Below are 16,935 nucleotides of genomic sequence, written 5' to 3'. Positions count from 1 at the left end.
CACCCACAGCGCCTTCAGCCGCGACTTCTCGTTGTCCGAGCCGAGTTCCAGGCCGCGCTCCAGCCAGTGCCGCCCCTCGGCGAGCCGCCCGCCGCCGCATTCGGGCACCCACGACGCCCGCTTTCCCGCCCCCGTGCCCGCCCGCGCAGGTCCGAGACGGGACCCCGCCGGACCGAACGGGCACGAACGGGCGCCATCGGTTCCGGAACAGACCTGTTCAGCGCCCCGCCCCCGCTGTAGAAATTCCGCCAAGGCCCCACCGGGCCCGAACGGGCGGTTCCGGGCCCGTTCGGCCCGGGTCGGCCGGCCAGAAGACGCGGCGGGAAAGCGGGGAACGGCAATGACGACGGCGGAGGCGGCGGACGCGGCGGAAACGGCGGCGACCGCGGAGGAGCGCAGGCGCGCGATCGTCCGGGCCGCGCGCGCCAAGGGCTCGGTCGCCGTCACCGCCCTCGCCGCCGATCTCGGCGTCGCCAAGGAGACCGTCCGGCGCGATCTGCGCGTCCTGGAGGACCACGGCCTGCTGCGCCGCACCCACGGCGGCGCCTATCCGGTGGAGAGCGCCGGCTTCGAGACGACGCTCGCCTACCGCGTCACCAGTCACGTCCCCGAGAAGCGCCGGATCGCGGCCGCCGCGGCCGAACTGCTCGGCGACGCCGAGACGGTCTTCGTCGACGAGGGCTTCACCCCCCAGCTCGTCGCCGAGGGCCTGCCCCGTGACCGCCCGCTGACCGTGGTGACCGCCTCCCTGCCGGTCGCGGGCGCGCTCGCCGGGGCCGGGAACGTCTCCGTGCTGCTGCTCGGCGGCCGGGTCCGCGCCGGAACGCTGGCCACCGTCGACCACTGGACGACGAGGATGCTGGCCGGGTTCGTCCTCGACCTCGCCTACATCGGCGCCAACGGCATCTCCCGCGAACACGGGCTGACCACCCCGGACCCGGCCGTCGGCGAGGTCAAGGCGCAGGCGATCCGGTCGGCCAGGCGGACCGTGTTCACCGGCGTCCACACCAAGTTCGGGGCGGCCGGCTTCTGCCGCTTCGCCGAGATCGGCGCGCTGCAGGCCATCGTCACCAGCACGCTGCTCCCGGCCGCCGAGGCCCACCGCTACTCCCTGCTCGGCCCCCAGGTGATCCGCGTCTGACCCACCGCCCTCACGCCCGCAGGGCACCCCCACACCCGCCGATGCCCCTTATGCACCGATAAGCCCCTTCACGCCTCCCCCACCCCCGTCCCCCACTCCCCCAACCCCTCACGCACCCAGGAGCGATCCATGCGCACCCCGAGCCGACGGAGGCCGCGAGCCGCGCTCGCCGCGGCCGCCGCAGGGACGCTGCTCGCCCCGCTGCTCTCCGGCTGCTGGACCGGAGCGGGCGGAGCCGGATCCGGCGGCGATTCCCTCAACGTCCTGATGGTCAACAACCCCCAGATGACCGACCTGCGCAAGCTCACCGCCGAGCACTTCACCCGGAAGACCGGCATCGAGGTCCACTTCACCGTGCTGCCCGAGAACGACGTCCGCGACAAGATCAGCCAGGACTTCGCCAACCAGGCGGGCCAGTACGACGTCGCCACCCTCTCCAACTACGAGATCCCGATCTACGCCCGCAACGGCTGGCTGCACGCGATGGACTCCTACGTCGCCGCCGACCCGGCGTACGACGAGGGGGACGTGCTGAGGCCGATGCGCGAGTCGCTCACCGGCGACGACGGCAAGCTCTACGGACAGCCCTTCTACGGCGAGTCGTCCTTCCTGATGTACCGCAAGGACGTCTTCGCCGAGGCGGGCCTGACGATGCCCGAGCGCCCCACCTGGACCCAGGTCGCCGAGCTGGCCGCCCGCGCCGACGGGGCGAAGCCCGGCATGAAGGGCATCTGCCTGCGCGGACTGCCCGGCTGGGGCGAGGTGATGGCGCCGCTGACGACCGTCGTGAACACCTTCGGCGGCACCTGGTTCGACCGCGACTGGACGGCCCGCCTGGACTCCCCCGAGTTCGAGAAGGCGACGAAGTTCTATGTCGACCTGGTGCGCGAGCACGGCGAGTCCGGGGCGCCCCAGGCCGGGTTCGCGGAGTGCCTCAACAACATGACCCAGGGCAAGGTCGCCATGTGGTACGACGCCACCTCGGCGGCCGGCGCCCTGGAGTCCGCCGGCTCCCCGGTCAAAGGAAGGATCGGCTACGCCCCCGCGCCCGTCGAGCGGACGGAGTCCTCGGGCTGGCTCTACACCTGGGCCTGGGGCATCCAGAAGGCCTCCCGCAACCCGGACAAGGCGTGGAAGTTCGTCTCCTGGGCGTCCGGCAAGGAGTACGAGGAGTTGGTCGGCGAGGAGATCGGCTGGTCCAGCGTCCCGGCCGGCAAGCGCGCCTCGACGTACGCGCACCCGGCGTACCGCCGGGAGGCCGCCGCCTTCCAGGAGATGACCAAGCGGGCCATCGAGGCCGCCCGGCCCACCGACCCGGGGGTGCAGCCGCGCCCGGCGCCCGGCATCCAGTTCGTCGGCATCCCCGAGTTCACCGATCTGGGCACCAGGGTCTCCCAGGAGATCAGCGCGGCCATCGCGGGACGCCAGTCCGTCGAGGCGGCCCTGCGCAGGTCCCAGCAGCTCGCCGAGAAGATCTCCGAGGAGTACGAGGGACGATGACCGCGACGACGCCGACGCCGGCCCCCGTGGCCGCTCCCCCGCTCCCCGCCCCCGTCCGCCGGCCCTCCCCGCGGCTGCGCGCCTGGTCCACGCGGGCGCCGCTGCTGCCCGCCCTGGTCTTCATGATCGTGGTGACCCAGCTGCCGTTCGTGGCGACGCTGGTGATCTCCTTCTTCGACTGGAACGCCCTGTATCCGGACGCCCGTCACTTCACCGGCCTCGACAACTACCGGGAGGTGCTGACCGATCCGGACCTGCGCCGCTCGGTGTGGACGACGGCCCTGCTCACGGCGGGCGTGGTGCTCACGAGCCTGGTCCTGGGCCTGCTGCTCGCGCTGCTGCTGGACCGCCGCTTCCGCGGGCGGGGCGTGGTGCGCACCCTGCTCATCGCGCCGTTCCTGGTGGTCCCGGTGGCAGCGGCGCTGCTGTGGAAGCACGTCCTCTACAACCCCGAGTACGGCCTGTTCAACGGCCTGTTGCAGTACGTCGGCGGCCCGCAGCCCGACTGGATCTCGAACACCCCGCTGCTCGCCGTGCAGGCCTCGCTGGTCTGGCAGTGGACGCCGTTCATGATGCTCATCCTGCTGGCGGGCCTCCAGAGCCGCGATCCCGAGCAGGCGGAGGCCGCCCGCGTCGACGGGGCGAGCGACTGGCAGGTCTTCCGCCACCTCACGCTGCCGCATCTGCGCCGCTACCTCGAACTCGGCGCCCTGCTCGGCTCGATCCACATCGTGCAGAACTTCGACGCCGTCTTCACCCTCACCTCCGGCGGCCTCGGCACCGCCAACCTCCCCTACACCGTCTACCAGAGCTTCTACCAGGCCCACGAGAACGGCCTCGCCTCGGCCGCCGGCGTCCTGGTGGTCGTCGGCTCCCTCGTCATCGCCACCTTCGCGCTGCGCGTGGTGTCGTCCCTGTTCCGCGAGGAGGTGTCCCGCGCATGAGCGCCGTCGCCGCGACGACCGCACGCCGCAAGGGCGTCGGTCTGGGCCTGGCCGCCTGGCTGGCCGGCATCGTGTTCTTCCTGCCGATCGCCTGGATGGCGCTGACGTCCTTCCACTCGGAGGAGGACGCCGCGACCAACCCGCCGTCGTTCACCGCCGCCCTCACCCTGGACGGCTACCGCGAGTTCTTCGGCGCGGGCGGCGGCGCGAGCCCCTGGCCCGCCCTGATCAACTCGGCGGTGGCGTCGGTCGTCTCCACCGTCTGCGTCCTGCTGCTGGCGCTGCCCGCCGCGTACGCCCTGTCGATCCGGCCGGTGCGCAAGTGGACGGACGTCCTGTTCTTCTTCCTCTCCACCAAGATGCTGCCGGCCGTGGCGGGCCTGCTGCCGATCTACCTCTTCGCGAAGAACGCCGGACTGCTCGACAACATCTGGCTCCTCGTCGTCCTCTACACCTCCATGAACCTGCCGATCGCGGTGTGGATGATGCAGTCCTTCCTCGCCGAGATCCCGGTGGCGGTGATCGAGGCCGCCCGCGTCGACGGCGCCCGGCTGCCGGTGATCCTGACCCGTGTGGTCGCCCCCATCTCCCTTCCGGGCATCGCCGCCACCGCCCTGATCTGCTTCATCTTCAGCTGGAACGAGCTGCTGTTCGCCCGGGTGCTGACCGGCGTGGTCGCCGGGACCGCCCCCGTCTTCCTGACCGGCTTCATCACCAGCCAGGGCCTGTTCCTGGCGAAGGTGTGCGCCGCGTCGCTCGTCGTCTCCCTGCCGGTGCTCGCCGCGGGGTTCGCCGCCCAGGACAAGCTGGTCCAGGGCCTGTCGTTGGGAGCAGTGAAATGAAGGCCGCCGTCATCGAGTCCGCCGGCCGGGCCGTCGTCGCCGAGGTTCCGGACCCGGCGCCGGGCCCCCGCGACGTCGTCGTGGAGGTCGCGGCGTGCGGACTGTGCGGCACGGACCTGCACATCCTCCAGGGCGAGTTCGCCCCGAAGCTGCCGATCGTGCCGGGCCACGAGTTCGCGGGCGAGGTGGTCGCGGTCGGCACACGGGTCACCGAGGTCTCTCCCGGCGACCGGGTCGCGGTCGACCCCTCCCTCTACTGCCACGAGTGCCGTTACTGCCGCACCGGCCACAACAACCTCTGCGAACGCTGGGCGGCGATCGGCGTGACCACACCCGGCGGCGCGGCCCGCTACGCCCTCGCGCCCGTGGCGAACTGCGTGAAGCTGCCCGACCACGTCCGCACCCAGGACGCCGCCCTGATCGAACCCCTGTCCTGCGCGGTGCGCGGCTACGACGTCCTGCGCTCCCGCCTCGGCGCCCACGTCCTGATCTACGGCTCCGGGACGATGGGCCTGATGATGCTGGAGCTGGCCAAGCGGACGGGCGCGGCGAGCGTGGACGTGGTCGACGTCAACCCGGCCCGCCTGGAGACCGCCCGCCGGCTCGGGGTGAGCGCCTGCGCGACGGACCCGGACGAACTGGACCGCCCCCAGGGCTGGGACCTGGTGATCGACGCGACGGGCAACGCGGCGGCGATCCAGGACGGCCTGGACCGGGTGGCCAAGGCGGGCACGTTCCTCCAGTTCGGCGTCGCCGACTACGCGACCCGGGTGACCATCGACCCGTACCGCGTCTACAACCAGGAGATCACCATCACCGGGTCGATGGCGGTCCTGCACAGCTTCGAACGCGCGGCGGAACTCTTCGCCACCGGGGTCCTGGACCCGGACCTCTTCATCAGCGACCGCGTCCCCCTGGACCGCTACCCGGAGGCCCTGGCCCAGTTCGCGTCGGGCGTGGGCCGCAAGATCGTGGTGGTGCCGTAGCCGTCGCCGGGCCGAGGGCCCCGTCCGGCGCCGCCGCCGGGCCGGGGACGTTGCACGGCGCCCTCCCCGCCGCCGCGCGCGTCCTCGGCCGCCCCGCCGAATGGGGACGGTAAGGGAACGGTAAAACGGCCTCGCTCGTTGACCCGGCATGACAGCTATGACCCCCGGCTCGAACATCCCTCTGCCCGCCGCGCGCGTGACGGTGGACGTCGCCGCACCGGTGCGGCTCGACGTTTCGGGCCTGCTGCTCACCGCCGACGGCAAGGTGCGCTCCGACGACGACTTCATCTTCTACAACCAGCCCAGCGGCCCCGGCGTGACCTACCGCTCCGGCGGCGGCGCCGCTCCCGACGCCATCACCGTGGACACCGCGGCGGTGCCCCCGGGGATCGAGAAGATCGTCGTCACGGCCAGTCCGGACGCGGCCGGCCAGACCTTCCAGGGCATCGAGCCGACCGCCACGATCCGCAACGCGGACGACGACAGCGTGCTGGCCACGTTCACGCCCCCGCAGCTCGGGGCCGAGACGGCGCTGGTGGTCGTGGAGATCTATCTCCGCAACGGCGTCTGGAAGGCCCGCGCCGTCGGCCAGGGATACGCCAACGGCCTGGCCGGCATCGCCACCGACTTCGGCGTCACGGTCGAGGAGCCCGCGGCCCCGGCCCAGCCCGCGCCGGCCGCCCCCGTGCAGCCGTCGGCCGCCCCGCCGGCGGCGGACCCGCGCCTGGCGGCTCCGCCGGCGCCGCCGGCGCCGCCCGCGCCCCCGGCCGCGCCGCCCGCCCCCGCGCCCGGCGCCGGGAAGATCAACCTCGACAAGGGCCGGGTCAGCCTCCAGAAGAACCAGACCGTCTCCCTGATGAAGGGCGGCCGCCCGCTGCTGTCCCAGGTGAAGATGGGACTCGGCTGGGAGCCCGCCTACCGCGGCAAGGACATCGACCTGGACGCCTCGGTCATCGCGTACGGCCCGCAGCGCAACCACATCGACAGCTGCTACTTCGGCAAGCTGACGATCGTGGGCGGCGCGATCCGGCACTCCGGCGACAACCTCACCGGCGAGGGCGGCGGCGACGACGAGGTGATCACGGTCGACCTCGGTCGGCTCCCGCAGGAGGTCACCGGGCTGGTCTTCACGGTGAACTCCTTCTCCGGCCAGAAGTTCACCGAGGTCGCCAAGGCCTACTGCCGCCTCCTGGACGGCCTGACCGGCGAGGAACTGGTCCGCTTCGACCTCACCGGCGCCGAGCCGCAGACCGGTGTGATGATGGCGAAGCTGATCCGCCAGTTCACCGGCGAGTGGGAGATGACCGCGATGGGCGACTTCGTCAAGGCCCGCACGGTCCGCAACATGGTCAAGCCGGCCGCCCAGGCCCTGTAGAGGCGCCGCAGCCCGCGGGCGCCCTTCCCCGGGAAGGGCGCCCGGCTTCTGCCGGCCGGATCAGGTCACCGCTTCTGCCGCTTCCACGGCCCCGTGATCGCCAGCATGATCCCCGGCTCCTGGATGTTGGCGAACAGCGTCTTCCCGTCCGGCGAGAAGGTGACCCCGGTGAACTCGCTGTACTCCGGCTCCTCCTCGGTGCCGATGTTCAGCTCGTTGCGGGCGATGGGGTACGTCCGCCCGCTGTCCGTCGCGCCGAACAGGTGCTGCACGCCGTCGCCGTCCTCGGCGATGATCAGGCCGCCGTACGGGGAGACGGTGATGTTGTCGGGGCCGTCGAGGGCGCCGTCCTTCGACGGGTCGGGGTTGACGCCGAGCAGCACCTTCAGGGTGAGGGTGCGGCGCTTGGGGTCGTAGAACCAGACCTGCCCGTCGTGCCGGCCGGGGCTCTCCTCGCGGGCGTACGAGGAGACGATGTATGCGCCGCCGTCGCCCCACCACATGCCCTCCAGCTTGCGGGCGCGGGTGACCTCCCCGGGCCCGAACTGCTCGCGCACGGCGACCTCGCGGGCGTCCCGGTCGGGCACGTCGATCCAGTCGACGCCGTAGACGGTTCCGACCTTGGCGGCGCGGGAGAGGTCGTCCACGAACCGGCCGCCGGAGTCGAAGCAGCGGGGCGCCTGGAGGACGCCGGCGTCGTCGGCGAGGGTGCGCAGCCGGCCGGGGCCGTACGCGAAGCCCTTGGGCGGGGTCCAGCGGTAGAACAGGCCGTTGGGCTCGTCGGCGTCCTCGGTGAGGTAGGCGTGACCGCGCCTGGGGTCGATGACGACGGCCTCGTGCTCGTAACGGCCGAAGAACTTCAGCGGCTTGGGGTGGCGGTTGGCGCGCCGGTCGACGGGGTCGACCTCGAAGACGTAGCCGTGGTCCTTGGTCATGCCGTTCTCACCGGCCCGGTCGGCGTTCTCCTCGCAGGTGAGCCAGGTGCCCCACGGGGTGGTGCCGCCCGCGCAGTTGTTGGCGGTGCCGGAGATGCCGACCCACTCGGCGACACGGCCGTCGCGGCGGATCTCCACGACGGTGCAGCCGCCGGGCGCGGCCGGGTCGTAGACCAGGCCCTCGGCGAGCGGCACGGGGTGTTCCTGCTCGTCGCGGGGCCCGTCCATCTCGTGGTTGTTGACGAGCAGGGTGGTGCCGCGCGGACCGGCGAAGGCCGCCGTGCCGTCGTGCTCGGCCGGGGTGAACTCCCCCGACTCCAGGCGGGTCCTGCCGGTGTGGGTGAGGATCCGGTACGAGAAGCCGGCGGGCAGCGCGAGGATGCCGTCGGGGTCGGGCAGCAGCGGGCCGTAGCCGACGCCGCCGTGGAAGGCGGCGTCGCGCCCGGGCGCCGCGCCGGCCGTCTCCGTCTCGGTGGAGGCGAGGGCGCCGGGGGCGGAGGCGAGGGCGCCCACGCTGCCGGTCAGAGCGACACCGGCCCCGGTGATCGCGGTCGTCCGGGCGAAGTCCCTGCGGCTGAGCGACATGCTGTCTCCTGTGACGGTGAGCGGGCCGTGGAGGATGGCGACCTGGTTCGGCCACACCGTTCCGCCCACCGCTGAACAGGGGTTGAACGCCGGGCGACGGCATCCCGTCCGGTTGGGCGACCGCGTCCGGGACCGCTCCGGGGCGTCGTCCCGGCGCCGCCTCGTCCGGGGCCGCTCAGCCGCCGTGCTGGGAGCGGGCCTTGAAGGCCGCGGTCCTGGCCTGCTTGGCGACCTTCTTGTCCGGGTGTATGCGGCCCATCGCCTCCAGGACGTCGGCCGTCGCCGGGTGGTCGACCCGCCAGGCGGCCGTGAAGAAGCCGCCGTGCTGCTGCGCGAGGCCCTCGACCAGGGCGTGCAGTTCCTCGGAGTCGCCCTCGGCGGCGAGCTGTGCGGCGAGGGTGTCGACGGTCAGCCAGAAGACCAGTTCCTCGGAGGGTGCGGGAACGTCCGGGAAACCGTGCTCGGTGAGCCAGACGCGGGCCAGTCCGCCGAGTTCGGGGTCGTCGAGCACCTCGCGCAGCGCCGGTTCGGCGTCGGGGCCGACCAGGGACAGGGCCTGCTGGCAGCGCAGCCGGCGCAGCGGGGCCCCGGCGTCCTGGCCGCGGGCGGCGGCGAGCAGTTCACGCGCCGCGGCGAGGCCCTCCCGGCGGGCCAGCCACTGCTCGGTCTCGGCCTGGGCGGCGCCCGGCGGGTATCCGGCCGTGCCGTCGAGCAGCGCGTCCGCGCCCTTGTCCGCGAGATCGCCGACCACGGGCGCCGTGAACCCGGCCTCCAGCAGCCGCGCCCGCAGCCCGTACAGGCCGAGCGGCGTGAGCCGGACCATGCCGTAGCGGGCGACGTCGGCGTCGTCCAGCGGCGCGGCGGGCTCCACCGGGTCGTCGTCGGCCGCGGCCTCGGCCAGCAGGGCCTCGTCCACCGGCCGGTACTCGACCAGGCCGATCGGTTCCAGCGTCCGGAACTGCTCGTCCAGCCGGACCATCGCCTCCGACACCTCACGGAGCACGGCGTCGGTGGGCTCGGCCATGTCGCCGGGCACGAGCACGGAGGCGGCGAGCGCGGGCAGCGGCACGGGGGCGGTGCCGGCGGGACCGTCCTCGCCCGCGGTCAGGGCGTAGAGGCTGCCGAGCACTCCGTCGAGGAACTCCGCCTCGGCCTGCGGGTTCCAGTCCAGGGCGGCCGGGTCGATCCGGCCGCCGTCGTCCAGCGCGTCGGCCAGGCCGTCCAGGTCGGGCACGCTCGCGTCGGCGAGGACCGCCTCCAGGGCGGCGAGCCAGACGCCGAGCACGTCGTGCGGTGAGCCACCGGTGACCAGGGCGAGGTCCTCGCCGGCCGCGACGGTGCCGGCGTCCGCGTCGGCGAGGTCGACCAGTCCGGCGTCCACCGCCACCCGCCAGGCCTCGCTCGCGAGCGCGGCGGCGTCGTCCCCGGCCAGCCCGAGCGCGCCGGCCGCGGCCGGCAGCTGCTCGTCGGCCAGCGCGCCCCCGGCGTCCACGCGGGTGTCCGGGCCGGCCCAGCGGGCGAGCCGGACGGCCCGGGACAGCAGGGGCGTGGACAGCGCGTCGCGCGCCAGCTCCGCTGCGGAGGTCAGCCGCACGGGCGGCAGGGAGGGGCTGTCTGACATCGGCGGGTTCTCCTAGGACGCCTGGAAGGCCGTACGAAGGGCTCGGCGGCTCAGCCTAGACGGATTTCCACCCATGCCGCCCGGTTCATCTCTCCTCCGCCGGACGTACATGGCCGAAACCCGGACAAGTGGCTGAACCTCATGCCGCCCGGCCCCGACCTCGACGTGACCTCACGTCCACCCTTTCGCTCTGCTTATCGATATCCCTAAGCAGAATTAAGTGGAGCTTCACGATCACTGCGCCGAGACTACCCGCATGACGAACCCCGCCTCCCCTCCCCTCGGCCGCGTCCTGTGCGCCATGGTCACGCCCTTCACCCCCTCCGGCGCGCTGGACGCGGAGGGCGCGCAGCGGCTCGCCGTTCGGCTGGTGGAGGAGGGCTGCGACGGTCTGGTGCTCAACGGCACCACGGGCGAGTCGCCGACCACGTCCGACGCGGAGAAGTCGGCGCTGATCGCGGCGGTGGCGGAGGCGGTCGGCGGCCGGGCCCCGGTGATCGCGGGCGTGGGCACCGCCGACACCCGGCACACCCTCGAACTGGCCCGGGCCGCGCGGAAGTCCGGCGCGGACGCGGTGCTGGTGGTGGCGCCGTACTACAGCAGGCCCCCGCAGGACGCGGTGGAGGCGCACTTCCGGGCGGTCGCGGACGGCTGCGGGCTGCCGGTGATGCTGTACGACATCCCGGCCCGCACCGGGGTGCGCATCGAGCCGGAGACGCTGCTCCGGCTCGCCGGGCATCCGGGGATCGTGGCGGTGAAGGACTGCTCCAACGACTTCCTGGCCGCCCAGAAGGTGCTCGCCCGCACGGACCTCGCGTACTACGCGGGCTGCGACGAGCACAACCTCGCCCTGTACGCGGTGGGGGCGACGGGTTGCGTCAGCACGGTCGCCAACGTTCTCCCGCGCCGGACGCGGGAGGTGCTGGACGCCTTCGACGCGGGCGACACCCGGCGGGCGGCGCGACTCCAGCAGGGGGCCACCGCTCTGATCGAGGCGATGATGGCGGCGGGCCTGCCCGGCAGCGTGACGGCGAAGGCCCTGCTGGGAGCGCTGGACCTGCCCGCGGGCCCGGTCCGCGCCCCCCTGCGGCCCGCCGACCGCGCGACGGTCGACGGGCTGCTGACGGCGTACGAGAGCGTCCCGGCCTGACGCCGGGGACCGCTCAGCCCGTCACGTCGCCGAGACCCAGGACGCGGACGTGCTGGAGCACGTCCTCCATCGGGTCGTCGACCTGCCCGAAGTTGATCAGGCCGATGCGGGGGCCGTTGTGCGAGTCCGCGTTGGTCTCGTCGGCGTGCGCGGCGCCCGCCGGGAGCCAGCACACCGTCACCACCCCGGCCGTCACGCCCAGCCGGCGTACGGCGGTCCTCGCCCACTCGTTCTTCATCACTGCTCAGCCCTCGTCCTCGCGTTCCGGCGCCCGGTCGGACGCCGTGTTCACCCGTTCATCGCCGAAACGGGCCCGAGGACACGGCGGGTCATCCCTTCAAGTGATCAGTTGTGGCTGTGCAGGACGTCGTTCAGCCCGCCCCACTCGGCGTTGTTCGGCCGGGCCTCGACCGTGCCGGTGACCGAGTTGCGGCGGAAGAGGATGTTGGACGCGCCGGACAGCTCGCGCGCCTTGACGATCTGGCCGTCGGGCAGCGTGACGCGGGTCCCGGCGGTGAGGTAGAGGCCCGCCTCGACCACGCAGTCGTCACCGAGGGCGATGCCGATGCCGGCCTCGGCGCCGACCAGGGAGCGCTCGCCGATGGCCACCCGCTCCTTGCCGCCGCCGGACAGGGTGCCCATGGTGGAGGCGCCGCCGCCGATGTCGGAGCCGTCGCCGACGACGACGCCCTGCGAGATGCGGCCCTCGACCATGGAGGTGCCGAGGGTGCCGGCGTTGAAGTTGACGAAGCCCTCGTGCATGACCGTGGTGCCCGCGGCGAGATGGGCGCCGAGGCGGACGCGGTCGGCGTCGGCGATGCGCACGCCCGCCGGGGCGACGTAGTCGGTCATGCGCGGGAACTTGTCGACGCCGAAGACGCTCAGGTGCAGTCCCCGGGCGCGGGCGGCCAGGCGCACGGTCTCCAGGGTGTCGACGGCGACCGGGCCCAGCGAGGTCCAGGCGACGTTGGGCAGCAGGCCGAAGATGCCGTCGAGGTTCTGCCCGTTCGGCCTGACCAGCCGGTGCGAGAGCAGGTGCAGGCGCAGATACGCGTCGTGCGTGTCGAGCGGCTTGTCCTCCAGGGAGGAGATGACCGTGCGGACCGCGACGATCTCCACGCCGCGCACCTCGTCCTTGCCGAGGGCGGCCGCGCCGTGCTCGCCCAGCAGCTCGGCGGTGCGGCCGGCGTCCAGGCGCTCGGTGCCGGCCGGGCCGGGCTCGCCGGTCAGCTCGGGGGCGGGGAACCAGGTGTCGAGAACGGTGCCGTCGGCGGCGATCGTGGCGAGGCCGGCGGCCACGGCGCCGGTGGTGCGGGGAGCAGTCGTGTCGGTCATGAGGGCAACCTAACGTGACCGGCCCCGCCCGGGCGAACCGGTGTCGGGGCCGTCTCAGGAAACGGAAAACGGCGCCGCCCGCGGGCGTCGCCGTTCCCCTCGTCCTGCCGTGACCCGGCTGCTCGAACCGGTCGGCCGGGGCTGCTCAGACGTTGAAGCCGAGCGCCCGGAGCTGGTCGCGGCCGTCGTCCGTGATCTTGTCGGGGCCCCACGGCGGCATCCAGACCCAGTTGATCCGCAGCTCGCTGACGAGGCCGTCCGTGGCGGACCTGGCCTGGTCCTCGATGACGTCCGTCAGCGGGCAGGCCGCGGAGGTCAGGGTCATGTCGACGGTCGCCACATTGGAGTCGTCGATGTGGATGCCGTAGATCAGTCCGAGGTTGACGACGTCGATGCCCAGCTCGGGGTCGACGACGTCCATCAGGGCCTCGCGGAGCTCTTCCTCCGAGGCCGGTTGCATCTCCACGGTCTCGCTCATGCCGTCTTCCTTTCGGCGTCGGCGCCCAGCGCCTGGGCCGTCGCGTCCTTCCACGCCATCCAGCTCAGGAGGGCGCACTTGACCCGGGCGGGGTACTTGGAGACCCCGGCGAACGCCACGGCGTCCTCCAGGACCTCCTCCATCGCGTCGTCCGGCTCGATCCGGCCCTTGGACTGCATCAGTTCCAGGAAGGTCTCCTGGATCCGCTGCGCGTCGGCCAGGTCCCTGCCGACCAGCAGTTCGTTCAGCACGGAGGCGCTGGCCTGGCTGATCGAGCAGCCCTGGCCCTCGTACGAGACGTCGCTGACGGTCGTGCCGTCGTACTTCACGCGCAGCGTGATCTCGTCGCCGCACGTGGGGTTCACGTGGTGCACCTCGGCGTCACCGTCCCGCAAGCCCCGTCCGTGCGGGTTCTTGTAGTGGTCCAGGATGACGTCCTGGTACATCGAATCCAGCTTCACGTCTGTGCACGCCCCTCAGCCGAAGAAGTTCCGTACGTGCTCCAGGCCGTCGACCAGAGCGTCGATCTCGGCCGGCGTGGAGTACAGATAGAACGACGCTCGCGTGGTCGCGGGAATTCCGTACCGCAGGCAGACCGGCCGCGCGCAGTGGTGGCCGACGCGGACGGCGATGCCCTGCTCGTCGAGGACCTGGCCCACGTCGTGCGGGTGGACGTCGCCGAGCGTGAAGGAGATCGCGGCGCCGCGGTCCTCGGCCGTGGTGGGGCCGATGATCCGCAGGTCGGGGACCTCGGCCAGCCGGCGCACCGCGTACTCGGTGAGCGCGTGCTCGTGGGCGAGGATCTTGTCCATGCCGATCGAGTTGAGGTAGTCGATCGCCGCGCCGAGACCGACCGCCTGGGCGATCGGCGGGGTGCCCGCCTCGAACTTGTGCGGGGCGGGGGCGTACGTCGACGAGTGCATCGACACGGTCTCGATCATCTCGCCGCCGCCGAGGAACGGAGGCAGGTCCTCCAGCAGTTCCTGGCGGCCCCACAGGACGCCGATGCCGGTCGGGCCGCACATCTTGTGGCCGGTGAAGGCCACGAAGTCGGCCTGGAGGGCCTGTACGTCCAGCGGCATGTGCGGCGCGGCCTGGGAGGCGTCGACGCAGACCAGCGCGCCGACCTCCTGGGCGCGGCGGACGATCGCCTCGACCGGGTTGACGGTGCCGAGGATGTTGGAGACCAGCACGAAGGAGACGATCTTCGTCTTCTCGGTGATGATCTCCTCGATGTTCGACAGGTCGAGGCGGCCGTCGTCGGTGAGGCCGAACCACTTCAGCTTCGCGCCGGTGCGCTGCGCGAGCAGCTGCCACGGCACGATGTTGGAGTGGTGCTCCATCTCCGTGATGACGATCTCGGTGTCGGCGTCCACCCGGTAGGGCTCGTCGGCCCAGCCGAGCATGTTCGCCACGAGGTTGAGCGACTCGGAGGCGTTCTTGGTGAAGATCACCTCGTCGCGGCTGGGCGCGTTGACGAACTCGGCGACCTTGTCGCGCGCGCCCTCGTACAGCGCCGTGGCCTCCTCGGCGAGCACATGCACACCGCGGTGGACGTTGGCGTTGTAGCGCTCGTAGTACTCACTCAGGGCGTCCAGCACCTGCCGCGGCTTCTGCGAGGTCGCCGCGTTGTCCAGGTACACGAGCTTCCGGTCGTCGTGGACCAGACGGTCCAGGATCGGGAAGTCCTTACGGATCGCCTCGGTGTCGAGGAGGCCCGGCAGCTGTGTCACGCGGATGCCCCACCCTTCGTGTATGCCTCGTAGCCCTCGTTCTCCAGCTTGTCGGCCAGCTCGGGGCCGCCCGACTCGACGATCCGGCCGCCCGCGAAGACGTGGACGTGGTCGGGCTTGATGTAGCGCAGGATCCGCGTGTAGTGCGTGATCAGCAGGGTGCCGGACTCGCCGGACTCGCGGACGCGGTTGACGCCCTCGGAGACGACGCGCAGGGCGTCGACGTCGAGGCCGGAGTCGGTCTCGTCGAGGATCGCGACCTTCGGCTTGAGCAGCTCCAGCTGAAGGATCTCGTGGCGCTTCTTCTCACCGCCGGAGAAGCCCTCGTTGACGTTGCGCTCGGCGAAGGCGGGGTCCATGTTGAGGCGCTCCATGGCCTCCTTGACCTCCTTCACCCAGGTGCGCAGCTTGGGGGCCTCGCCGCGGATGGCGGTGGCGGAGGTGCGCAGGAAGTTGGAGACGGACACGCCGGGGACCTCGACCGGGTACTGCATGGCGAGGAACAGGCCGGCGCGGGCGCGCTCGTCGACGGACATCTCCAGGACGTCCTCGCCGTCGAGGGTGACGGTGCCGCCGGTGATCGTGTACTTCGGGTGACCCGCGAGGGAGTAGGCGAGGGTCGACTTGCCGGAGCCGTTGGGGCCCATGATGGCGTGCGTCTCGCCCTGCTTCACGGTGAGGTCGACACCCTTGAGGATTTCCTTCGTGCCGTTCTCGACCTCGACGGTGACGTGCAGGTCTCGGATTTCAAGCGTTGCCATGGGTGCCTCAGGACTCCTGGGTGAGGGAGACGAGAACGTCGTCCCCTTCGATCTTTACGGGATATACGGGGACGGGGCGCGTCGCGGGGAGGCCGGACGGCTTGCCGGTGCGGAGGTCGAACGCGGAGCCGTGCAGCCAGCACTCGATCTGGCAGTCCTCCACCTCGCCCTCGGACAGCGAGACGTTCGCGTGGGAGCAGATGTCGTGGATGGCGAACACCTCTCCCCCGGTACGGACGACCGAGACCGGCGTGCCGTCGAGTTCCACCCGTTTGGGGGTGTCCTCCGCCAGCTCGCTCAGCCCACAGGCGCGTACGTAGGTCATGCGACCGACGCCTCCAGCTCCTCGTCGATCTTGGTGAGGAGGCGCTCCTCGATGTCGTCGACGCCGATCTGCTGGACCAGCTCGGCGAAGAAGCCGCGGACCACCAGACGGCGGGCCTCGTACTCCGGGATGCCGCGGGCCATCAGGTAGAACAGCTGCTCGTCGTCGAAGCGGCCGGTGGCGGAGGCGTGGCCGGCGCCGACGATCTCGCCGGTCTCGATCTCCAGGTTCGGCACCGAGTCGACCCGCGCGCCGTCCGTGAGGACGAGGTTGCGGTTCATCTCGTAGGTGTCGGTGCCCTCGGCCTTGGCCTCGATCAGCACGTCGCCGATCCACACGGCGTGCGCGTCGTTGCCCTGGAGCGCGCCCTTGTAGACGACGTTCGACTTGCAGTGCGGGGTGTTGTGGTCGACCAGCAGGCGGTGCTCCTGGTGCTGGCCGGCGTCGGTGAAGTACAGACCGAACAGCTCGGCCTCGCCGCCGGTGCCGGCGTAGGCGACGCGCGGGTGCAGCCGGACGACGTCGCCGCCGAAGGTGACGACGACCGACTTGAAGGTGGCGTCGCGGCCGACGAGGGCGTTGTGCTGGGCCACGTGCACGGCCTTGTCGTCCCAGTCCTGGACGGAGACGACGGTCAGCTTGGCGCCGTCGCCGAGGACGTAGTCGACGTTGGCGGCGAGCACCGCGTCACCGGAGTGGTCGATGACGACGACGGCCTCGGCGAAGGCTCCGAGCTCCACGACCTGGTGCCCGTAGGCGACCCCGCCCCGGCCCTGCACGGCGATGCGGATGGGCTCGGTGAGCGCCGTCTCCTTGGGGACGGTGATCACCGAGGCCTTCTCGAACGCCGAGTACGCCTGGGCGGCGACGCGGTCGACGGGCGTGCCGGCCCGGCCGAGCCGCGCGTCGTCGCGTCCGACGGTCTCGACGGTGACGCCCTCGGGGGCCTCCACCTCGATCCGGACGCCCTCGCCGGTGGCGACGGCGGTGCCGTCGTGCAGGCCGCGCAGGCGCTCCAGCGGGGTGAACCGCCACTCCTCCTCGCGGCCGTGGGGGACCGGGAAGTCCGCCACGTCGAAGGACGGGGGCGCGCTCATGCGCGTGGCGACGGTGGACTCGGCGGCCACCGCGATGGCGCCGGCGGTGGTGGAGGAGCCCACCGGGGAGTTCTGAGCCTCAGCCATGGCTGTCGTAGTGCTCGCTTTCCTGTGCGTGAGTGGCTTG

At 72.2% G+C, this 16,935-nt stretch carries 17 protein-coding genes; 7 read left to right on the top strand and 10 right to left on the bottom strand.

Annotated elements, in window-relative coordinates; translation table 11 throughout:
- Positions 1-340 precede the first annotated feature (340 nt).
- The 6 genes from ABZY13_RS28300 to ABZY13_RS28275 all read left to right on the top strand — a co-directional run bounded on the left by ABZY13_RS28300 (position 341) and on the right by ABZY13_RS28275 (position 6,788).
- Positions 341-1,141 carry a DeoR/GlpR family DNA-binding transcription regulator gene (locus ABZY13_RS28300; protein WP_356635629.1) on the top strand — a complete coding sequence of 267 codons (801 nt, stop codon included), beginning with the start codon at positions 341-343 and terminating at the stop codon, positions 1,139-1,141.
- Between the two features lie 129 nt (positions 1,142-1,270).
- Entirely contained in the window at positions 1,271-2,641 is a 1,371-nt protein-coding gene (locus ABZY13_RS28295) for a sugar ABC transporter substrate-binding protein (protein ID WP_356635627.1), read from the top strand.
- Positions 2,638-3,585, top strand: coding sequence for a sugar ABC transporter permease (locus ABZY13_RS28290; protein ID WP_356635625.1), 948 nt, complete (start codon positions 2,638-2,640; stop codon positions 3,583-3,585). The genes ABZY13_RS28295 and ABZY13_RS28290 overlap by 4 nt, the downstream gene beginning before the upstream one ends.
- Entirely contained in the window at positions 3,582-4,427 is an 846-nt protein-coding gene (locus ABZY13_RS28285; protein ID WP_356635623.1) for a carbohydrate ABC transporter permease, read from the top strand. The genes ABZY13_RS28290 and ABZY13_RS28285 overlap by 4 nt, the downstream gene beginning before the upstream one ends.
- Positions 4,424-5,413, top strand: a complete 990-nt coding sequence (locus ABZY13_RS28280; RefSeq protein WP_356635621.1) for a zinc-dependent alcohol dehydrogenase family protein — start codon at positions 4,424-4,426, stop codon at positions 5,411-5,413. The genes ABZY13_RS28285 and ABZY13_RS28280 overlap by 4 nt, the downstream gene beginning before the upstream one ends.
- A gap of 157 nt (positions 5,414-5,570) precedes the next feature.
- Positions 5,571-6,788 (top strand): TerD family protein, encoded by a 1,218-nt coding sequence (locus ABZY13_RS28275; protein WP_356635641.1) that lies wholly within the window; start codon positions 5,571-5,573, stop codon positions 6,786-6,788.
- A gap of 65 nt (positions 6,789-6,853) precedes the next feature.
- Here ABZY13_RS28275 and ABZY13_RS28270 read toward each other — a convergent pair whose 3' ends face one another.
- Together ABZY13_RS28270 and ABZY13_RS28265 are read right to left on the bottom strand one after the other, a co-directional pair.
- Entirely contained in the window at positions 6,854-8,308 is a 1,455-nt protein-coding gene (locus ABZY13_RS28270; protein WP_356635619.1) for an alkaline phosphatase PhoX, read from the bottom strand.
- Between the two features lie 175 nt (positions 8,309-8,483).
- Positions 8,484-9,929 (bottom strand): hypothetical protein, encoded by a 1,446-nt coding sequence (locus tag ABZY13_RS28265; protein ID WP_356635617.1) that lies wholly within the window; start codon positions 9,927-9,929, stop codon positions 8,484-8,486.
- Between the two features lie 256 nt (positions 9,930-10,185).
- Here ABZY13_RS28265 and dapA point away from each other — a divergent pair, with 256 nt between their 5' ends.
- Complete coding sequence (dapA, locus tag ABZY13_RS28260; RefSeq protein WP_356635615.1) at positions 10,186-11,079, top strand: 4-hydroxy-tetrahydrodipicolinate synthase; 894 nt, start codon at positions 10,186-10,188, stop codon at positions 11,077-11,079.
- A gap of 13 nt (positions 11,080-11,092) precedes the next feature.
- Here dapA and ABZY13_RS28255 read toward each other — a convergent pair whose 3' ends face one another.
- From ABZY13_RS28255 to sufD, 8 genes are all read right to left on the bottom strand, one after another.
- Positions 11,093-11,317, bottom strand: a complete 225-nt coding sequence (locus ABZY13_RS28255) for a hypothetical protein (RefSeq protein WP_356635639.1) — start codon at positions 11,315-11,317, stop codon at positions 11,093-11,095.
- A gap of 107 nt (positions 11,318-11,424) precedes the next feature.
- A complete protein-coding gene (dapD, locus tag ABZY13_RS28250; protein WP_356635613.1) occupies positions 11,425-12,414 on the bottom strand; it encodes a 2,3,4,5-tetrahydropyridine-2,6-dicarboxylate N-succinyltransferase in 990 nt (329 codons plus the stop codon).
- A gap of 145 nt (positions 12,415-12,559) precedes the next feature.
- Positions 12,560-12,892 (bottom strand): metal-sulfur cluster assembly factor, encoded by a 333-nt coding sequence (locus ABZY13_RS28245; protein ID WP_356635611.1) that lies wholly within the window; start codon positions 12,890-12,892, stop codon positions 12,560-12,562.
- Complete coding sequence (sufU, locus tag ABZY13_RS28240; protein ID WP_356635609.1) at positions 12,889-13,353, bottom strand: Fe-S cluster assembly sulfur transfer protein SufU; 465 nt, start codon at positions 13,351-13,353, stop codon at positions 12,889-12,891. The genes ABZY13_RS28245 and sufU overlap by 4 nt, the downstream gene beginning before the upstream one ends.
- Before the next feature lie 15 nt (positions 13,354-13,368).
- Positions 13,369-14,625 (bottom strand): cysteine desulfurase, encoded by a 1,257-nt coding sequence (locus ABZY13_RS28235; protein WP_356635607.1) that lies wholly within the window; start codon positions 14,623-14,625, stop codon positions 13,369-13,371.
- Positions 14,622-15,386 carry a Fe-S cluster assembly ATPase SufC gene (gene sufC, locus ABZY13_RS28230; RefSeq protein WP_356635605.1) on the bottom strand — a complete coding sequence of 255 codons (765 nt, stop codon included), beginning with the start codon at positions 15,384-15,386 and terminating at the stop codon, positions 14,622-14,624. Before sufC ends, ABZY13_RS28235 begins: the two co-directional genes overlap by 4 nt.
- A gap of 7 nt (positions 15,387-15,393) precedes the next feature.
- Entirely contained in the window at positions 15,394-15,711 is a 318-nt protein-coding gene (locus ABZY13_RS28225) for a non-heme iron oxygenase ferredoxin subunit (RefSeq protein ID WP_356635603.1), read from the bottom strand.
- A complete protein-coding gene (sufD, locus tag ABZY13_RS28220; RefSeq protein ID WP_356635601.1) occupies positions 15,708-16,895 on the bottom strand; it encodes a Fe-S cluster assembly protein SufD in 1,188 nt (395 codons plus the stop codon). The genes ABZY13_RS28225 and sufD overlap by 4 nt, the downstream gene beginning before the upstream one ends.
- Positions 16,896-16,935 lie beyond the last annotated feature (40 nt).

This window comes from Streptomyces sp. NPDC006610 (genome assembly GCF_040611575.1).
GTDB lineage: Bacteria > Actinomycetota > Actinomycetes > Streptomycetales > Streptomycetaceae > Streptomyces.
This window is presented reverse-complemented; position numbering and strand designations above follow the sequence as displayed.

What these genes read in the sequence shown, in the direction of transcription:
- ABZY13_RS28300 (WP_356635629.1), top strand. Translation starts at nt 341, where the DNA reads ATGACGACGGCGGAGGCGGCGGACGCGGCGGAAACGGCGGCGACCGCG.
- ABZY13_RS28295 (WP_356635627.1), top strand. Translation starts at nt 1,271, where the DNA reads ATGCGCACCCCGAGCCGACGGAGGCCGCGAGCCGCGCTCGCCGCGGCC.
- ABZY13_RS28290 (WP_356635625.1), top strand. Translation starts at nt 2,638, where the DNA reads ATGACCGCGACGACGCCGACGCCGGCCCCCGTGGCCGCTCCCCCGCTC.
- ABZY13_RS28285 (WP_356635623.1), top strand. Translation starts at nt 3,582, where the DNA reads ATGAGCGCCGTCGCCGCGACGACCGCACGCCGCAAGGGCGTCGGTCTG.
- ABZY13_RS28280 (WP_356635621.1), top strand. Translation starts at nt 4,424, where the DNA reads ATGAAGGCCGCCGTCATCGAGTCCGCCGGCCGGGCCGTCGTCGCCGAG.
- ABZY13_RS28275 (WP_356635641.1), top strand. Translation starts at nt 5,571, where the DNA reads ATGACCCCCGGCTCGAACATCCCTCTGCCCGCCGCGCGCGTGACGGTG.
- ABZY13_RS28270 (WP_356635619.1), bottom strand. Translation starts at nt 8,308, where the DNA reads ATGTCGCTCAGCCGCAGGGACTTCGCCCGGACGACCGCGATCACCGGG.
- ABZY13_RS28265 (WP_356635617.1), bottom strand. Translation starts at nt 9,929, where the DNA reads ATGTCAGACAGCCCCTCCCTGCCGCCCGTGCGGCTGACCTCCGCAGCG.
- dapA (WP_356635615.1), top strand. Translation starts at nt 10,186, where the DNA reads ATGACGAACCCCGCCTCCCCTCCCCTCGGCCGCGTCCTGTGCGCCATG.
- ABZY13_RS28255 (WP_356635639.1), bottom strand. Translation starts at nt 11,317, where the DNA reads ATGAAGAACGAGTGGGCGAGGACCGCCGTACGCCGGCTGGGCGTGACG.
- dapD (WP_356635613.1), bottom strand. Translation starts at nt 12,414, where the DNA reads ATGACCGACACGACTGCTCCCCGCACCACCGGCGCCGTGGCCGCCGGC.
- ABZY13_RS28245 (WP_356635611.1), bottom strand. Translation starts at nt 12,892, where the DNA reads ATGAGCGAGACCGTGGAGATGCAACCGGCCTCGGAGGAAGAGCTCCGC.
- sufC (WP_356635605.1), bottom strand. Translation starts at nt 15,386, where the DNA reads ATGGCAACGCTTGAAATCCGAGACCTGCACGTCACCGTCGAGGTCGAG.
- ABZY13_RS28225 (WP_356635603.1), bottom strand. Translation starts at nt 15,711, where the DNA reads ATGACCTACGTACGCGCCTGTGGGCTGAGCGAGCTGGCGGAGGACACC.
- sufD (WP_356635601.1), bottom strand. Translation starts at nt 16,895, where the DNA reads ATGGCTGAGGCTCAGAACTCCCCGGTGGGCTCCTCCACCACCGCCGGC.